The sequence below is a fragment of the Lysobacter sp. Soil_N_51 genome, assembly GCF_057655755.1.
Genome location: NZ_JBDGLR010000002.1, coordinates 561,820 through 578,469, shown reverse-complemented (window position 1 = coordinate 578,469; position 16,650 = coordinate 561,820). Strand labels below are relative to the sequence as shown.

Sequence of the window (16,650 nt, the reverse complement as noted above, 5' to 3'; positions counted from 1 at the left end):
ATCTTACAGCATGTTTTCGACTCGTCAACACTTGTCGAAACCGCCGCTTTCCGCGCGTCCCGCCAACCTACAAACCGGTCAGCGGGCCGCGCATCTTACAGCAATGTTTCAGACCGTCAACTCCTGTCGAAACCGCTGCTTTTGCGCGTCCCCGTCAACCAATCAACCGGTCAGCGGGGCCGCGCATTATGCAGATCTGAATGGGGATTGGGAAGAGCTGATCGAAAATAATTTCGCCCGCTGCGATCTTGACGATCGAGGGGCGCTGTCGGATGTTCGCGACGTCCTGTCCCGCACTGTAAGGAACCGCTCCATGTCGAAGCTGCGCGTGCTGATCGTATGTTGTGGCCTGGCTCTGTCGGGCTGCGGGTCCGGCAACGGCGCCTGGGTCGAGATCGGCGGCCAGCGCTATACGGTGGAAGTGGCCAAGGACGACGAATCGCGGGCGCGCGGGCTGATGTTCCGCGACGAAATGGCGGCCGACCGCGGCATGGTGTTCGTGCATGAGCGCGAGGAGCCGCTGGCTTACTGGATGAAGAACACCCATATCCCGCTGGATATCCTTTACTTCGACGGCAAGCGCCGGCTGGTGTCGCAGCAGCGCGACGTCCCGCCCTGCTCGGGCGGCAACAGCTGTCCGCCCTATCCCAGCGATGCGCCGGCGAAGTACGTGCTGGAGCTCAATGCTGGCCAGGCGGCCAGGTTGAAGCTCAAGGATGGGGCGGAACTGCGGTTCGGGCCCGGTATCGAGTAAACGGACGAGCAATGCCGGTCCGTGGTTCTACGCAGGTCCGCCGCGGACGCGTGGTCCACGGCCACCTTCAGCCCTCTCAGACTTCCATCATCTCGAAGTCGTCCTTGGTCACGCCGCAGTCCGGGCAGGTCCAGGTGTCCGGAACGTCCGCCCAGCGGGTGCCCGGGGACAAGCCCTCTTCCGGCAGCCCCAGGGCTTCGTCGTAAATAAAGCCGCACACGACGCACATCCAGGTGCGGTAAGCGGTGGTCGCGGCGATCTCGGACATGGGCGGATAATGGTTCTGCGGGACGGTATTGTCCCATCCCGCCCTCTCCGACGGAAGCAGACGCATGAATTCACCATGGCCGCAGCGCGGCCTGTACGCGATAACACCCGACGATGCCGACACCCGGCGTCTGGCAGCGCGAGTCGAAACGGTGCTGGTCGCCGGCGCGCAATGGCTGCAATACCGCAACAAGGCGGCCGATCCGCAGTTGCGCCGCGAGCAAGCGTTGGCGCTGCTGCCGATCTGCCGCCGCCACGGCGTGCCGCTGATCGTCAACGACGACTGGCGCCTGGCCGCGCAGATCGGCGCCGACGGCGCGCATCTGGGCGAAGACGACGGCGAACTGGCCGCGGCGCGCGCGACGATGGGCGATCGCGCTCTGATCGGTGCATCGTGCTACGACCGCTTCGATCTGGCCCGCGCGGCGGCCGCGACCGGCGCCAGTTACATCGCCTTCGGCGCGTTCTTCGCTTCGCCGACCAAACCCAATGCGCGCCGCGCGACGCCCGAGTTATTGAAGCAATCGGCGATCCTGCGCCTGCCGCGGGTGGCGATCGGCGGAATCACCCCGGACAATGCGCGCTCGTTGGTCGACGCCGGCGCCGATCTGCTGGCCGTCATCAGCGGCGTGTTCGACGCGCCCGATCCGACCGCCGCGGTGCGCGCCTACCTCTCCTGCTTCGATGAAGCCCGATCCGAAGAATTGCCAAATGAATAACCCCCGCTCCCACGAACTCTTCACCCGCGCCAGCGAACTGTTGCCCGGCGGCGTCAATTCGCCGGTGCGCGCGTTCAAGTCGGTCGGCGGCGAGCCGTTCTTCGCCGAGCGCGCGCAAGGCGCGTACCTGTACGACGTCGACGGTCATCGCTATATCGATTACGTCGGTTCGTGGGGCCCGATGATCGCCGGCCATGCGCACCCGCAAGTGCTGGCCGCGGTCGAGAAAACCATGCGCAACGGCCTGAGCTTCGGCGTGCCCAACGCGCTGGAAGTGACGATGGCCGAGGCGATCACCCGGATCGTGCCGAGCTGCGAGATGGTGCGCATGGTCAATTCGGGCACTGAGGCGACCTTGTCGGCGATCCGGGTGGCGCGCGGCGCGACCGGGCGCACCCGCATCGTCAAATTCGAGGGCTGTTACCACGGCCACGGCGACAGTTTTCTGGTCAAGGCCGGCAGCGGCGCGCTGACCCTGGGTCTGCCGAATTCGCCGGGCGTGCCGGCGGCGCTGGCCGATTTGACCCTGACCCTGCCCTACAACGATTTCGATGCGGCGACGCAGTTGTTCGACGAAGCCGGCAGCGATATCGCCGGCCTCATCATCGAACCGATCGTCGGCAACGCCAATTGCATCCTGCCGAAGGACGGCTATCTGCAGCACCTGCGCGCGCTCTGCACCAAGCACGGCGTGCTGTTGATCTTCGACGAAGTGATGACCGGTTTCCGGGTCGCGCTCGGCGGCGCGCAGCAGCGTTACGGCATCACGCCGGACCTGAGCACGTTCGGCAAGATCATCGGCGGCGGCATGCCGGTCGGCGCTTACGGCGGCCGGCGCGATCTGATGAGTCAGGTCGCGCCGAGCGGACCGATCTATCAGGCCGGCACGCTCAGCGGCAATCCGGTGGCGATGGCCGCGGGCTTGGCGACCTTGGAGCTGATCCAGCAACCCGGTTTCCACGACGCGCTGGAACGCAGCACGCATGCGTTGTGCGACGGCCTGGAAGCGGCCGCGCGCGAGGCCGGCATCGCCTTCCACACCACGCGCGCGCCGGGCATGTTCGGGCTGTATTTCCGCGAAGGGCCGGTGCAGAGTTTCGCCGATGCGATGGGCTCGGATACGCAGCGCTTCAATCGCTTCTTCCACGGCATGCTCGAGCGCGGCGTGTATCTCGCGCCGTCGGCGTTCGAGGCCGGGTTCATGTCGAGCGCGCATGGCGAGGCGGAAATCGCCGAGACCATCGAGGCGGCGCGGGCGACGTTCGCCACGCTGTAAGCGATTCGGTCGCCTCGTCGCGATCGCGCAAACGAAAGAGCCGGCGAATTCGCCGGCCCTTTCGCTTTTCGATCCAGGCGCGATCAGAAGGTGAACGTAGCGCTCAAGCCGATAGTGCGGCGCGAGCCGAACCAGCAGTCGCCGCGCCCCATGCAGATGCTGAAATAGCGCTTGTCGGTCAGATTGTTGACGTTGAGCGCCCAACGCCATGCACCAGTGTCGTAGGACATCATCGCGTCGGCCAGGGTCACCGACGGCGTGGTTGGCGCCGGCAGGCTGTCGAACGCGCTCATATAACGCACGCCCAGGCCGGCGGCGAAACCGTCGCGGCCGCCGATGCTGAAGCGTTGCTTGCCCCACACCGCGGCCTGATGGCGCGGGGTGCTTTCCAATTGTTTGTCGTTGTCGAGATAGTTGTAGTGCGCGGTGAGGTCGAAGTTGGAGGTCAGCTTGCCGGTCAATTCCAACTCAAAACCGCTGACCTTGGTCTTGCCGGCCTGGATATTGGTGTTGGGATGGTCCGGGTCGGACACCAGACGGTTCTCTTCGCGTAGTTCATAAGTGGCCGCAGTGAAGCTCAAGTCGCGCGCGGCCGGCTCGAACTTGACGCCGGCTTCGATCTGCTCGCCTTTCTGCGGCCTGTAACGCGCGCCGGTAATCGCGTGGGTGCCGGCCACCGGGGTGAAGGATTCGCTGTAGCTCACGTATGGCGACCAGCCCGCCCAGTCGTGGAACATCACGCCCAGACGCTTGGTGGTGGCGCTGGACTCTTCGCTGCCGGCGCCGACCAGACCGTTCTTGGCGCGATCGTGACGCAGGCCGGCAACGACGATCCAATGTTCGCCGACGTGCATCTGATCCTGCAGATACACACCGACCTGACGCTGGCTGCTCTTGACCGCCGGACCGAACGGCGGCGGCGTGTGCGACAGATAGACCGGATTGAAGATATCGATCGCCGGCATGGTGCCGCCGCGGTCTTCCGCGCCCTCGAACAACTGCTGTTCCTCTTGCTTGAAGCGCGCGGCATCCAGGCCCAGCAGCATCTGATGCGAGACCGCGCCGGTGTTGAAGTGGCCCTCGATGTGCTGATCGATGTTCTGCATCCGCACATTGGTGTTGGCGTACCAGCCTTCGCGGCGGATGACCCGTTGCTGCGAATCGACGAAAGGATTCAACGGATCGGTGAAGGGGTCGCCATACGCGCTGGCGTAATCGACCTTGTTGCGCGCGGCGCGGAAGGACTGGCGAATCGTCCAGTTTTCGTTGAAGCGATGCTCGAACAGCCAGCCCGCGGTGGTACGGTCGGTGTCGTAGTGGTCGCCCGGGTTGCCGATGAAGCGATGGGACGGGACGCGGCCGTTCGGATTGGGCGCGATCGAGCCGCTCCAGCCGAAGAACTGCGAGGTCGAGCCGGTGCGGTCCTGCTGCCAGCGCAGCTGCAGCGTCAGCGAGGTGTCTTCGCTCGGCTTCCAGGTCAGCGACGGCGCGATCAGGCGGCGGTCGTCGTCGACGTGATCGACCTGGGTTTCGCTGTCGCGATAGACCCCGACGACGCGGTACAGCCAAGTGCCGTCGTCGGTCAGCGCACCGGTGAAGTCGGCGTTGACCTGGCGACGATCGAAGCTGCCGAGCTGCACGCCGATTTCGCGCCGCGTCTGCGCGTGCGGGCGCTTGCTGACCAGATTGACCACGCCGGCGGTGCTGCCTTGGCCGAACAGCATCGACGCCGGGCCGCGCAACACTTCGATGCGCTCGAGCGTGAAAGGATCGGTGCGCGCGGTGCTGGTGTAGTAGTTGAACGAGCTGCGCAGGCCGTCGAGATATTCCTGCGGCGAACTGCCGCGGATCAGCACCGAATCGGTGCGCGAGTCCAGGCCGTAAGCGTCCGAACGCACACCGGCGGCGTAGTTGAGCGCATCCTGGACGTTCTGCGCGCCCTGATCGCGTATCCGCTCGCCGGTGACCACGGTGATCGCCTGCGGGGTTTGCGAAATCGGCGTGTCGGTCTTGGTCGCGGTACTGGCGTTGTCGGCCTTGTAACCGGTCGATTGACCCTGAACGACGATGTGATCGAGGGTCGTGGCCTGGGGATCAGCGGCCTCGGCCTCGGCGGGGACTGCCGCCCACGCGGGCGCGCTCAGGGAAAAAGCGATGGCCAGGGCCAAGGGCGCCGGAAGGTGGCGGCTGCGGGACATGCGGGGGGACTCCGAAGTTGAAGCAAACGAGAATTATTATCGTTTGATCCAAAAGCCCGCGTAAAGCCCCCTGGCGGCGATCAAAGGCACTGTGAAACCACTCGGACGGCATCGAAAGGGGTGGCACAGCGCCGCACGCGGGCCGCATGGAAGCTGTCTTACCGGCCTGCCAACCACCGCGAAATCGGCCCGACTCAGGCGTCACTTGGCTCAGGCGCCGCTGCTCTCAAGCGCCTGGCCTCAGGGGCACGGGGTCAAAGCCGGGCGGCGATGCGCTTGGCGAGCGCGTCCAGGCTCGCGCGATCGCTGGGCGCCGGCACCTCGTGCTGGTAGCGGCGCAGAATGCCGTCGTCCACCCGCGGCTGTACGTGCAGATGCACGTGCGGGACTTCCTGGCCACCCGCCTCGCCATTGGACTGCCACAGGTTCAGCCCGGCCGGCGGCTGATCGGCGGCCAGGGCCTTGGCGATGCGCACCGCGATCGCCATCAAATGCCCAGCCGTGGCCTCATCGATGACATACAGATCGGGAATATGCCGCAGCGGCACGATCAACACGTGGCCGGGCACGGCTTGACGCAAATCCATGAACGCGGCGACCCGATCGTCGCGGTACACGAAACTCGCCGGCGCCCGGCCGGCGACGATGTCGCAGAACACGCATTCGCTTTCGCTCATCGCCGCTACCGTCGCGCTCAGCGACCGAGAAACTGCAGCAGCGCCGCGCGCAGACGCGCCAGCCCCTCGGCCACGTCGACGTCGCCGATGTTGAGCGCCGGGACGAAACGCAGCACGTCCGGACCGGCCTGCAAGGTCAGCAAGCCGTGTTCGACGCAGCGATCGAGAATTTCGCCGGCCTTGCCCGCGTGTTGCTCGCGCAACTGCGCGCCGATCATCAGGCCGCGGCCGCGCACTTCCACGAACAGATTCAACTCGGCGTCGAGCGCGGCCAAGCCGTCGCGGATCGCCTGCGCCTGACGCTCGACGTTGGCCATCAACTCGGGCGAGCGCAGTTCGCGCAAGGCCGCGCCCGCGACCGCCGCCGCCAGCGGATTGCCACCGAAGGTGGTGCCGTGCGCGCCGAACTGCATCGACTGCGCGGCCTTGGAGCCGACCAGCATCGCACCGATCGGAAAGCCGCTGCCCAATGCCTTGGCCAGAGTGACCACATCGGGCGTCACGCCATAGGCATGACAGGCGAACAACTCGCCGGTGCGGCCCATGCCGCACTGGATTTCGTCGAGGATCAACAGCGCGCCGTGGCGATCGCACAACTCGCGCAGGCCGCGCAGGAACGCGTCGGTGGCCGGAGTCACCCCGCCCTCGCCCTGCACCGGTTCGACCAGCACCGCGCACACCGCGCCGTCGACCATCGCCGCTTCGGCGGCGGCCAGATCGTTGAAATCGCTGTAGCGAAAGCCCGGCGGCAGCGGTTCGAAACCTTCGTGGTACTTGGGCTGCGCGGTGGCGGTGACCGCGGCCAGGGTGCGGCCGTGGAAACTGCCGCGAAAACTCAGGATCGCGCGGCGCTCGGGTTCGCGGCCCTGCGCGGTGGCCCATTTGCGCGCCAGCTTGATTGCCGCCTCGTTGGCTTCGGCGCCGGAGTTGCACAGGAACACGCGCTCGGCGAAACCCGAGGCCGACACCAGTTGTTCGGCCAGACGCAGCGGCGGTTCGCTGATGAACACGTTGCTGGTATGCCACAGCTTACCGGCCTGCTCGGTCAGCGCCGCGATCAGCGCCGGATGCGCGTGGCCGAGCGCGTTGACCGCGATGCCGGCGCCGAAGTCCACGTACTCGCGACCGTCCAGATCCCAGATCCGCGAGCCTTTGCCGTGATCGAGCACGATCCGGCGCGGACGGTAGACGGGCAGGTAATAGCGCTCGGAAAGCGCGTACAGCGAGGCGGTGTCCATGGGGGCGGCAGCGAGGTGGGGAGCGGAACGGCCATTGTCGCCGATCGCCGCTGCGCTTGCAGTGTCGGTGGTAGCCGCTGCGCGATGCGGGCGCTGCGACGCACCGCGCCGGCGCGGTTGCAGTCATGATCGGTCCACGCCGATGGTCGGGGCCCCGCTTGCCACGAACCCACCCGACCTGCCGTATCGGCGCTTCGCGCCCTGCCCGCTTCAAGCTTGCCTACGACGAGGGAAACGCCATGAGTTCACGCAGTCGCCGCACCGCTTCGTTGTTGTCCGCCGCACTCGCACTGGCCTTGTTGCCGATCGCATCGGCGGCGGCCACGCCGCCCAGGATCGAAATCACCGAAACCGCCGCCTTCGACGCCTCCAGCGTGGCGCCCTTCGCCGGCGATTACGCCGACGTCTACGCGTACCTGCATCAGCATCGCGACGCCGACCTCGCCCAGTTGCAGCGCTGGGTGCGGCAGCCGTCGATCAGCGCGCAGAACCAAGGCATCGCGCAGATGGCCGAGTTGCTGCGCGAAGACCTGCAGACCTTGGGCTTTCGCGACACCGCGCTGGTGCCGACCTCGGGTCACCCGGGCGTCTACGGTTATTACGATGCCGGCGCCGAGCACACGCTGGTGGTCTACATGATGTACGACGTGCAGCCGATCGAGCCGACCGGCTGGAAGGTCGACGCCTTCGCCGGCACCCTGGTCGACGACCCCGCGCTCGGCAAGGTGCTGATGGCGCGCGGCGCGACCAACCAGAAAGGGCCGCAGCGCGCGTTCCTCAATGCGCTCGACGCGATCATCAAGGTGCGCGGCAAACCGCCGGTGAATCTGATCGTGCTGGCCGAGGGCGAGGAAGAACTCGGCTCGCCGCACTATCCGCAAGTGGTCGCCAAGTACGAAGCGCAACTGCGCAAGGCCGACGGCGTGTTCTTCCCGATGAACACTCAGGATCGCGACGGACAGGCGTCGATGTTCCTCGGGGTCAAGGGCATTCTCTACATGGAACTGGAAGCCAAGGGCAACGCCAGCAGCGGCGGCCCGCAGCGCGCCGAAGTGCATGGCTCGCTCGCCGCCAAACTCGATTCGCCGAGCTGGCGCCTGGTGCAGGCGCTGGCGACCTTGACCACGCCCGACGGCGAGATCGCGGTGCCCGGCTATCGCGATGCGATCCGCGCACCCAACGCGGAAGAGCAGCGATTGTTCAACGGCATCGTGCGCGGCCGCGAGAGCGAGCAGGCCAAGCAGCTTGAATCGCTGGGCGCGGCGCGCTGGAAGAACGGCCGCGGTTTTCGCGACGCGGCCGCGGCGGAGTTGTTCGACACCACGCTCAATATCGATGGGCTGGTGGCGGGCTACACCGGCGAAGGCGTCAAGACCATCCTGCCGCATCGCGCGGTGGCCAAGGTCGACTCGCGCCTGGTCCCGGACCAGACCCCGGACCAGGCGTTGGCGTTGATCCGCAAACAACTCGATGCGAAGGGGTTCGACGACATCGAAATACGCAAATTGTCGGGTTATCCGCCGGCGCAGACCTCGGTGGACGCGCCGCTGACGCGCGCGGCGTTGGGTGTGTATCGCAAGTACGGCCAAACCCCGCCGGTCGCGCCGCGCATCGGCGGCAGCGCGCCGTATTACGTGTTCACCCAGACCCTGGGGTTGCCGATGATCGCCGGTGGGCTGGGGCATGGCAGCGGGGCGCATGCGCCTAACGAGTACATGGTGGTGGAGCCGCTCAAGGGGTCGAAAGTTGCGGGGTTGGAGGAAGGTGAGCGGTTCTATGTGGATCTGTTGTATTCGTTGGCGGATGCGTTGAAGCAGCCGGGGAAATGATCGGGTTGATTGGGGTTTCGCGATTGATCGATTTTCGCGGTCGGTGCTGAGGTCCATCCACAAAAGTGGTCGGATTCGATCTGGATTCGTCGGATCGGCTCGTGCTGTTGTTGTTTGCTCTTTTGGCTTTGGCCCGGCGCAGCCTGGCTTCAAGCGCAAGCCAAAGCTGCATAGCCTGCCTGTAGGAGCGGCGCAAGCCGCGACCGCGCCATCACGGCAACGGCGCAACATTCGTCGTAACTGCGTTCTCGCGGTCGCGGCTCGCGCCGCTCCTACAGGGGCCAACAGGGCCGGCTTGTGCGGGTACACGTCATAAGGAACGCGTGTGCCGCGCTTACGAATCGATCACCACCGACGACTCAACCCAGAAACAAATCCGGCAACAACGACTTGCTCGGATCGACCGCGTACTTGCTGAAATCGGTCACGCCCGCCTCGGTCAACACCTCCTCGTCGATCAGGAAGCGCCCATAAAAATCCTGCGCCGGACGCACCAACACAGCATGCACCGCGTCGGCCACGATCTGCGGCTTGCGGCAGCGATCCAGCGCAACCCCGGGAATCAGATTCAAGGCATCGGTGGCGATGATGGTCTTCGGCCACAACGCATTGACCGCGATCCCGCGCGGACCGAACTCGCCGGCCAGGCCCAGGGTCACGAAGCTCATGCCCATCTTCGCCAGGGTGTAACCGGTATGCGGCGCCCACCACTTCACGTCCAGACTCGGCGGCGGCGCCAGGGTCAGGATGTGCGGGTTGGCGGCCTGCTGCAGATACGGCAGGCAGGCCTGCGCGCACAGGAAACTGCCGCGCGCGTTGACCTGCTGCATCAGGTCGAAACGCTTCATCGGCGTGTCCAGCGCGCCGCGCAGCCAGATCGCGCTGGCGTTGTTGACCAGGATGTCGAGACCGCCGAACGCGTCGACGGTCGCGGCGACCGCGGCGTTGACTTCGTCTTCTTCGCGGATATCGCACTTGAGCGCCAGCGCGCGGCCGCCGGCGGCTTCGACTTCGGCGGCGACGCTGTGGATGGTGCCCGGCAGCTTGGGATTGGCGACCGAGGACTTGGCCGCGATCGCGATGTTGGCGCCGTCGCGCGCGGCGCGCAGCGCGATCTCGCGGCCGATGCCGCGCGAGGCGCCGGTGATGAAGAGGGTCTTGCCTGAGAGGCTGGTCATGATGAGGCCGTGATTGGGGATTCGGGATTAGGGATTCGCAAAAGCATCAGGCCCCATCCTAATCCCGAATCCCCAATCCCGAATCCCGGCCGTCAGGGCTTCGGCCCCTGCCCCTCGTTGTCTTCCCAATGCAGGATGCGCCGGGTCACGAAGCGGTAGACCGGCTTGCCGGTCGCGAACCAGACCTCGCGCAGCCAGGAATGACGCTTGAGCACACGCCGTTCGACCGGGGTCAGCGCCTGCGGGCAATAGGTGCGCTTGTGCTTGAGCAGGTGGCGCAGGTCTTCGCGCGCGAGCAGGCGCATCCAGCGCGAGCGCGGGTCGCCGCGGGTGGCGAGCTGGAAATCGATGATCGCCGGGGTGCCGTCGATCAGCACCAGCCAGTTGGCCTCCTTGGCCAGATCGTTATGCGCCAGGCCGCGCCGGTGCAGGCGCTGCAGCAGGCGCCGTGCTTGCCGGAAATAGGCCAAATCGCCGCGCGGCGGGCGCTGGTACATGGCCGCGCCGTCGAGATAACTGCGATCGAGCCGGCGACCGTCCCAGCGCAACAGCTGCGGCGTCGCCTCCAGCCCGTCGACGCGTTGCAGCGCGCGCGCCTCGCGCCGCGCCAGCCACCACGCCGGCAGGCGCAGCCACCACGGCACATGGGCCAGATCGCGGCGCACGAACAGGCCATCGCCGTCGCGCATCAACGCGATCCGGCCGAAACTGTCGGCCTTGAGCGCGGCCACTTCGGTAACTTCGGGGGACATTAGGGGAAGTGTACTTCGGAGCCGGGATTGGGGATTCGAGATTGGGGATTCGGCAACAGCAAGCGCCATTCACTGGCCGTATGCGCCAGGCCTTTACAAATCCCGAATCCCCAATCCCGAATCCCGGCACCAAAACCAGTCACCCGCGCCACAGAGAGCGCTGCCTATAATCGTGCGATGGACTCAGCCTGGCTTGAAAGCGCGACCGCATGGATCGCGGCCCACCCCATCGCCGCGGGCGTGGTGATCTTCCTGATCGCCTTCTGCGACGCGCTCATCATTCTCGGCATCGTGGTGCCGGCGCTGCCGCTGCTGTTCGCGGTCGGCACCCTGGTCGGCCTGGGCCATATCAGCGGCCCGTACGCGCTGGCCTGCTCGACCCTCGGCGCGTTCGCCGGCGACGGCCTGAGCTATTGGATCGGTCGTCGCTGGGGGCCGCAGTTGCGTCAACGCTGGCCGTTCTCGCGTTATCCACAATGGCTCGACCGCGGCGAAGCCATCTTCCACCGCCACGGCAGCAAGAGCATCCTGATCGCCCGATTCGTCGGCGCGATCCGGCCGTTCGTGCCGGCCATCGCCGGCATGCTGCGCATGCCGATGCGCCGCTACGCCTTGCCCAGTTTCGTCGCCTGCGTCGGCTGGTCGGCGTTGTTTCTCGCCCCGGGCTGGGTGCTGGGCGCGTCCTACGACGCGGTCGCGGCGGTCGCCGACCGGCTCGCGCTGGTGCTCGGCGCGCTGCTGGTCGCGGTGGCGCTGGTGTGGGCGACGGTGCTCTACACCTGGCGCTGGTTCGCCTCGCACGCCAACAACCTGCTCGCGCGCGCGCTGCGCTGGACCCGCGCACATCCGCACCTGGGCCGCTACGCCGGCGCGCTGATCGATCCCAATCGGCCCGAATCGGCCTCGCTGGTGATGCTGGCGGTGTGTCTGCTCGCGATCAGCTGGATCTGGTTCACCCTGCTGGCGACCTTGCTCGCCAGCGGCGGGCCGCTGCAGATCGATCACACCATCCACGAGTTCATGTGGACTTTGCGCAATCCGCTCGCCGACCGGTTGATGGCCGCGCTGGCCTGCCTCGGCGACGCGCAGGTGCTGGGCCCGGCCTCGCTGGCGGTACTGGCGTATCTGGCCTGGCGGCGGCGCTGGATGGCCGCGGCGCACTGGGTCGGCGCGATCGTGTTCGGACTGGTGCTGACCTCGTTGCTGGAGGCGGCGATCGACATGCCGCGTCCGCCGACCGCGCCGGCCGGTTTCGGCTTCCCCTCGGTCGCGGTCACCATGACCACGATCGTATTCGGTTTTTTCGCGGTTTTGATCGCGCGCGAATTGCCCGGGCGGCAGCGGGTGTGGCCTTACCTGCTGGCCGGCGTGGTCACCACCCTCGTCGGATTTTCGCGGCTGTACCTGGGCGCGCATTGGCCCAGCGATCTGGTCGGCGGCACCTTGTTCGGCATCGTCTGGCTGCTGGTGCTCGGCATCGCCTATCGCCGCCACGTCGCGCGTTCGTTCTGGATGCGGCCGCTGGCGTGGCTGTTCTACAGCGTCTTCGTCGCCGCCGCGCTGTGGCATGCGCCGCGCTCGGCCGATGCGCTGTTGGCCAAGTTCGCCTCGGCCACGCCGAGCACGGTGTTGAACGCCGATGCGTGGTGGAAACACGACTGGACGACCTTGCCCGCGCAACGCAACGAAAGCGATGCGCGTCGGCGCTGGCCGCTGGACCTGCAGATCGCCGGCCCCTTGCCGCCGTTGCGCGCGACCCTGGAAGCCAATGGCTGGCGGGTGCAACCGCAGGCCGATTGGTTGGCGACGATCGCCTTGCTCGACGACGACACCGCGCCGCGCGATCAAGTGGTCCTGCCGGCGACCCTCGACGCGCAGGCCGAAACCCTGCTGATGCTGCGCGACGGGCCGACCCCGGATGTTCAATACGCACTGCGCCTGTGGCCGGCGCCGGCGGTGCTGTCCGACGGGACGCCGTTGTGGATCGGCACCACTCAGACCTTGAAGCTCAACAAGCCGTTCGACTCGGCCGCGCTGTGGTTGCCGCAGCCCGACGACGGCAACGCGCATGCGCAGGTGCGCCGGGCCTTGACCGGGTTCACCATGGTCCAGCAAGCGCATCCGAAGAACGGGGTGGAGGTGCTGCGGATGCAGTCGCAGTATCGGGTGCCGGGGGCTGTGCCGGGGCCTTGAGTGGGGTGTGGGATGCGTTGGGGGATGGAGTAGAAGCGAATCCCCCCTGCCCCTTTTCCAAAGGGGGAAAGCTTTGGGCGAGGTCACCGCGTCGGATTGGTTCGATCAGTTTCTCCCGAGCGGATTGGTTCGGCCGATTGCGAGCTATTGAACTCATTGCGATCGATCCGGTATGAGCCACCGCCACGACGGCGCACTCCATTCGAATCAGCCTCTATTCGAAGCTTCGCCGTATCCGCTACCTCAAAGCCACGAGACGGATTCCCCCCTTTGCAAAAGGGGGGCCAGGGGGGATTTGCTTTTGCTTTTGCTTTTGCTTTTGCTTTTGCTTTTGCTTCTGATGCGGCCGAGGCTCTAAACCCCACTCAAGGCAACAACGCCAACACCTGATCCAGCCGCGCATGCGGATCGTCCAGCTGCAGCAGCAGCTGCCGCTGCGACAACGTCAACGGCAACAGTTCGGCCAGACGCCAGCCGACCCAGGCCGCGTCGTCGAAGCGCGAATGCGCGGCCTTGCTGTGCTCGCCGCCGGCTTGTTCGAACAAACGCTCCAGCAAGGTCACCAGCAGCGAATGCTCGGGCCGCACGACCTCGTCGGGATCGGGTTCGCACCAGCGCACGTCCGCGACCTGCAAACCGTTGTCGCGCACCCGCACGCGGTCGGCGTGGAAGCGCCGCGCGCCGCGCACCCGCAAGGTCAACAGGCCGTCGTCGCCGGTGCCGAAATCCTCGATTACCGCTTCGGTTCCGAACGCCGCGGCCGCGGCCGGCGCGCCGACTTCTTCGCCGTCGATGATCAGACAGACCCCGAAGCCGCGACCGACCCGGCCGCATTCGCGCACCAGATCGAGATAACGGCGTTCGAACACGCGCAGGCTCAACGAGCCGCCCGGCAGCAGCACGGTATGCAGCGGGAACAATCCCAGCGATTCGGCGACGGCGGGCTCGGAGGACATGGCCGCAGTGTACCCGGCCCCAGGCCGGTGTTTCGAGCGCTTATCGGCGCTATGGAAACGCGTAGCGGCTAGCGCCAGCGGCATCACGGCGCGACGCGTCGGCGTCCGCTGACGGCAAAACAAAACCGCGATCGCATCATGGCTGTCGAGGCAACGACCAACGCCTCAACGCATCGCGCAAGCCTGAGCGAATCCCGCTTTTACCAATCCCGCCTTTGCCAATCCCGAATCACGAATCCCCAATCCCGGCCCCAAAAAACCGCCGCGGCGCCCCATCGAAACCGCCGTTGGACATGAACACGACATGGTCCCCGGCGCGCACGCGTTCGCGCAACGCGGCGATCAAGCCATCGGCGTCGGCCACGGTCACGCCTTCGCCGCGCAGGCCAGCGAGAACCTTGCCCGCGTCCCAGACCAATTCCGGCCGATGCAGGAACACGACGACGTCGGCGCCGTCGAGCGACGGCGCGAGCGCGTCGGAATGCGCGCCCAGCCGCATCGAATTGCTGCGCGGTTCCATCGCCACCACGATCCGCGCCGTGCCCACGCGCGCGCGCAAGCCGGCGAGCGTGGTCGCGATCGCGGTCGGATGGTGAGCGAAATCGTCGTACACGGTGATCCCACCGGTCTCGCCGATCACTTCGAGCCGGCGCTTGACGCTGCGGAACCCGGCCAGCGCCGGCAGCACCGAGGCGACCTCGACCCCGACCGCATTGGCCGCGGCGAGCGCGGCCAATGCGTTCATGACGTTGTGGCGACCGAGCAAGGGCCAGCGCACTTCGCCGATATCGCGGCCGCGGTGGATCACCACGAACGCGCTGCCGTCCTCGGCCAGCAGCCGCGCGGTCCATTCGTAACCGGCCTTGCCTTCCAGGCCGAAGCGTTCGACCGGCGTCCAGCAGCCCATCGCCAACACTTCGCTCAGACGCTCGTCTTCGCCGTTGACGATCAGGCGGCCGCGGCGCGGCACGGTACGCACCAGATGGTGGAACTGGCGCTGGATCGCGGCCACGTCGGGGAAGATATCGGCGTGGTCGTATTCAAGATTATTGAGGATCGCCACCAGCGGCCGGTAGTGGACGAACTTGCTGCGCTTGTCGAAGAACGCGGTGTCGTATTCGTCGGCCTCGACCACGAATTCGCGACCGCCGCCGATGCGCGCGGACACGCCGAAATCCTCGGCCACCCCGCCGATCAGGAAGCCGGGCTCGCGGCCGGTGGCCTGCAACAGCCAGGTCAGGATCGAGGTGGTCGTGGTCTTGCCGTGGGTGCCGGCGACCGCGAGCGTGTCGCGTCCCGGCAGCACCTGTTCGGACAACCACTGCGCGCCGGAGGTGTACTTGCGTCCGTCGTCGAGCACCTGCTCGACCGCGGCGTTGCCGCGCGACAGCGCGTTGCCGACCACGATCTCGTCGCAATCGGCGGAAATGTGTTCGGGCTTGTAGCCCTGCTGCAACGCGATGCCGAGCTGTTCGAGCTGGGTCGACATCGGCGGGTACACCGCCTGATCGCTGCCTTCGACCGCATGCCCGAGTTCGCGCGCGAGCGCGGCGACGCCGCCCATGAAGGTGCCGGCGATGCCCAAGATATGGAGCTTCAAGATCCGAAATTCCGAAAGAGGATGCGGGTGTTCAACAAAGCGACTCCCGCTGGCACCAACGCCCCCTGTTCCGCTTGCGGGAGAGGGCTGGGGTGAGGGCACGCGAGGATCGGTCAACGACGGCGGTTGCTATCGCGCGCAAGCCCTGCTCGACGGCCTCGGATTCCCCGCTCACGACAGGATTGCGGGCGCGTGTGCCCTCACCCCGGCCCTCTCCCGCGGGCGGGAGAGGGAGCAACGCCACTGCGAAAAACTCAACCCACCGTCGGCGCCGGCTCCAGCGCCTCGATGATGCGGGTGAACACTTCGTCCAGCGAACCCACGCCGTCGACCACGGTCAGGCGGCCGTGCTGGCGGTAGTACTCGATGACCGGCGCGGTCACGTCGTCGTACACCTTCAGACGGGTGCGCACGGCTTCGGGACTGTCGTCCTTGCGGCCCTGCTCGGCGGCGCGGCCGGCGATGCGCTCGACCAGCAGCTCGATCGGCACTTCCAGCTGCACGGCGAAGTCCATCGGCTGGCCGATCTTCTTGAGCAGCGCGTCCATCGCATCGGCCTGGGCCAGATTGCGCGGGTAGCCGTCGAGAATGAAACCCCCGGCGGTGTCGGGACGCGAGAAACGGCCCTCGAGCATGCCCAGCAGGATTTCGTCGCTGACCAGATTGCCGGCGTCCATCACCGCCTTGGCTTCCAGGCCCAGCTTGCTGCCGGCGGCGACTTCGGCGCGCAACAGATCGCCGGTGGAAATATGCGGCACCTGCAGATGCTCCTTGAGCCGCGTGGCTTGCGTGCCCTTGCCGGAACCGGGCGCGCCCAGTAATACCAATCGCATCAACATCGCTCCTGAGACAACATGAAACCGTCGCGCCCGCGCGCACTGCGCCGGGGCGGCCCGTCGGGCCGCGCCCCAGATCGGCGATCGCCGACCTCGTCGCTGGCCCGTCCGCGGGGCGGCGCTACACTCACAGCCGCCATTCACCCGCCGGGGAATATTGCGGTCAGCTTACCGCAA

Annotated in this window: 14 protein-coding genes; 5 read left to right on the top strand and 9 right to left on the bottom strand. The window is 66.7% G+C overall.

Annotation, left to right across the window (positions count from 1 at the left end):
* Positions 1–313 precede the first annotated feature (313 nt).
* Entirely contained in the window at positions 314–754 is a 441-nt protein-coding gene (locus tag AC3A4T_RS05435) for a DUF192 domain-containing protein (RefSeq protein WP_487674465.1), read from the top strand.
* 76 nt (positions 755–830) lie between these two features.
* Here AC3A4T_RS05435 and AC3A4T_RS05430 read toward each other — a convergent pair whose 3' ends face one another.
* Positions 831–1,022, bottom strand: coding sequence for a rubredoxin (locus tag AC3A4T_RS05430; protein WP_487674446.1), 192 nt, complete (start codon positions 1,020–1,022; stop codon positions 831–833).
* A 64-nt stretch (positions 1,023–1,086) separates the two neighbouring features.
* Between AC3A4T_RS05430 and thiE the strand changes: the two genes are divergently transcribed.
* Both thiE and hemL read left to right on the top strand, forming a co-directional pair.
* Positions 1,087–1,740, top strand: coding sequence for a thiamine phosphate synthase (gene thiE, locus AC3A4T_RS05425; protein WP_487674445.1), 654 nt, complete (start codon positions 1,087–1,089; stop codon positions 1,738–1,740).
* Positions 1,733–3,016 (top strand): glutamate-1-semialdehyde 2,1-aminomutase, encoded by a 1,284-nt coding sequence (gene hemL, locus AC3A4T_RS05420; RefSeq protein ID WP_487674444.1) that lies wholly within the window; start codon positions 1,733–1,735, stop codon positions 3,014–3,016. The genes thiE and hemL overlap by 8 nt, the downstream gene beginning before the upstream one ends.
* Positions 3,017–3,099: 83 nt before the next feature.
* Here hemL and AC3A4T_RS05415 read toward each other — a convergent pair whose 3' ends face one another.
* From AC3A4T_RS05415 to AC3A4T_RS05405, 3 genes are all read right to left on the bottom strand, one after another.
* Entirely contained in the window at positions 3,100–5,214 is a 2,115-nt protein-coding gene (locus tag AC3A4T_RS05415) for a TonB-dependent siderophore receptor (RefSeq protein WP_487674443.1), read from the bottom strand.
* A gap of 254 nt (positions 5,215–5,468) precedes the next feature.
* A complete protein-coding gene (locus tag AC3A4T_RS05410) occupies positions 5,469–5,891 on the bottom strand; it encodes an HIT family protein (RefSeq protein WP_487674442.1) in 423 nt (140 codons plus the stop codon).
* A gap of 17 nt (positions 5,892–5,908) precedes the next feature.
* A complete protein-coding gene (locus AC3A4T_RS05405) occupies positions 5,909–7,129 on the bottom strand; it encodes an aspartate aminotransferase family protein (RefSeq protein WP_487674441.1) in 1,221 nt (406 codons plus the stop codon).
* A 239-nt stretch (positions 7,130–7,368) separates the two neighbouring features.
* Here AC3A4T_RS05405 and AC3A4T_RS05400 point away from each other — a divergent pair, with 239 nt between their 5' ends.
* Complete coding sequence (locus AC3A4T_RS05400; RefSeq protein WP_487674440.1) at positions 7,369–8,958, top strand: M20/M25/M40 family metallo-hydrolase; 1,590 nt, start codon at positions 7,369–7,371, stop codon at positions 8,956–8,958.
* Positions 8,959–9,317: 359 nt separating this feature from the next.
* On the opposite strand, the gene AC3A4T_RS05395 is transcribed toward AC3A4T_RS05400, so the two are convergent.
* Together AC3A4T_RS05395 and AC3A4T_RS05390 are read right to left on the bottom strand one after the other, a co-directional pair.
* Positions 9,318–10,136, bottom strand: a complete 819-nt coding sequence (locus AC3A4T_RS05395) for an SDR family oxidoreductase (RefSeq protein WP_487674439.1) — start codon at positions 10,134–10,136, stop codon at positions 9,318–9,320.
* Positions 10,137–10,228: 92 nt separating this feature from the next.
* Positions 10,229–10,888 carry a protein kinase family protein gene (locus tag AC3A4T_RS05390; protein ID WP_487674438.1) on the bottom strand — a complete coding sequence of 220 codons (660 nt, stop codon included), beginning with the start codon at positions 10,886–10,888 and terminating at the stop codon, positions 10,229–10,231.
* 177 nt (positions 10,889–11,065) lie between these two features.
* Here AC3A4T_RS05390 and AC3A4T_RS05385 point away from each other — a divergent pair, with 177 nt between their 5' ends.
* Positions 11,066–13,081: a bifunctional DedA family/phosphatase PAP2 family protein gene (locus AC3A4T_RS05385; protein WP_487674437.1), complete on the top strand. Its 2,016-nt coding sequence runs from the start codon at positions 11,066–11,068 to the stop codon at positions 13,079–13,081.
* 365 nt (positions 13,082–13,446) lie between these two features.
* Here AC3A4T_RS05385 and AC3A4T_RS05380 read toward each other — a convergent pair whose 3' ends face one another.
* The 3 genes from AC3A4T_RS05380 to AC3A4T_RS05370 all read right to left on the bottom strand — a co-directional run bounded on the left by AC3A4T_RS05380 (position 13,447) and on the right by AC3A4T_RS05370 (position 16,470).
* Complete coding sequence (locus tag AC3A4T_RS05380) at positions 13,447–14,037, bottom strand: LON peptidase substrate-binding domain-containing protein (RefSeq protein ID WP_487674436.1); 591 nt, start codon at positions 14,035–14,037, stop codon at positions 13,447–13,449.
* Between the two features lie 229 nt (positions 14,038–14,266).
* A complete protein-coding gene (mpl, locus tag AC3A4T_RS05375) occupies positions 14,267–15,640 on the bottom strand; it encodes a UDP-N-acetylmuramate:L-alanyl-gamma-D-glutamyl-meso-diaminopimelate ligase (protein WP_487674464.1) in 1,374 nt (457 codons plus the stop codon).
* 251 nt (positions 15,641–15,891) lie between these two features.
* Positions 15,892–16,470 carry an adenylate kinase gene (locus AC3A4T_RS05370; RefSeq protein WP_487674435.1) on the bottom strand — a complete coding sequence of 193 codons (579 nt, stop codon included), beginning with the start codon at positions 16,468–16,470 and terminating at the stop codon, positions 15,892–15,894.
* Positions 16,471–16,650: the final 180 nt, after the last annotated feature.

What these genes read in the sequence shown, in the direction of transcription:
- AC3A4T_RS05435 (WP_487674465.1), top strand. Translation starts at nt 314, where the DNA reads ATGTCGAAGCTGCGCGTGCTGATCGTATGTTGTGGCCTGGCTCTGTCG.
- AC3A4T_RS05430 (WP_487674446.1), bottom strand. Translation starts at nt 1,022, where the DNA reads ATGTCCGAGATCGCCGCGACCACCGCTTACCGCACCTGGATGTGCGTC.
- thiE (WP_487674445.1), top strand. Translation starts at nt 1,087, where the DNA reads ATGAATTCACCATGGCCGCAGCGCGGCCTGTACGCGATAACACCCGAC.
- hemL (WP_487674444.1), top strand. Translation starts at nt 1,733, where the DNA reads ATGAATAACCCCCGCTCCCACGAACTCTTCACCCGCGCCAGCGAACTG.
- AC3A4T_RS05415 (WP_487674443.1), bottom strand. Translation starts at nt 5,214, where the DNA reads ATGTCCCGCAGCCGCCACCTTCCGGCGCCCTTGGCCCTGGCCATCGCT.
- AC3A4T_RS05410 (WP_487674442.1), bottom strand. Translation starts at nt 5,891, where the DNA reads ATGAGCGAAAGCGAATGCGTGTTCTGCGACATCGTCGCCGGCCGGGCG.
- AC3A4T_RS05405 (WP_487674441.1), bottom strand. Translation starts at nt 7,129, where the DNA reads ATGGACACCGCCTCGCTGTACGCGCTTTCCGAGCGCTATTACCTGCCC.
- AC3A4T_RS05400 (WP_487674440.1), top strand. Translation starts at nt 7,369, where the DNA reads ATGAGTTCACGCAGTCGCCGCACCGCTTCGTTGTTGTCCGCCGCACTC.
- AC3A4T_RS05395 (WP_487674439.1), bottom strand. Translation starts at nt 10,136, where the DNA reads ATGACCAGCCTCTCAGGCAAGACCCTCTTCATCACCGGCGCCTCGCGC.
- AC3A4T_RS05390 (WP_487674438.1), bottom strand. Translation starts at nt 10,888, where the DNA reads ATGTCCCCCGAAGTTACCGAAGTGGCCGCGCTCAAGGCCGACAGTTTC.
- AC3A4T_RS05385 (WP_487674437.1), top strand. Translation starts at nt 11,066, where the DNA reads ATGGACTCAGCCTGGCTTGAAAGCGCGACCGCATGGATCGCGGCCCAC.
- AC3A4T_RS05380 (WP_487674436.1), bottom strand. Translation starts at nt 14,037, where the DNA reads ATGTCCTCCGAGCCCGCCGTCGCCGAATCGCTGGGATTGTTCCCGCTG.
- AC3A4T_RS05370 (WP_487674435.1), bottom strand. Translation starts at nt 16,470, where the DNA reads ATGCGATTGGTATTACTGGGCGCGCCCGGTTCCGGCAAGGGCACGCAA.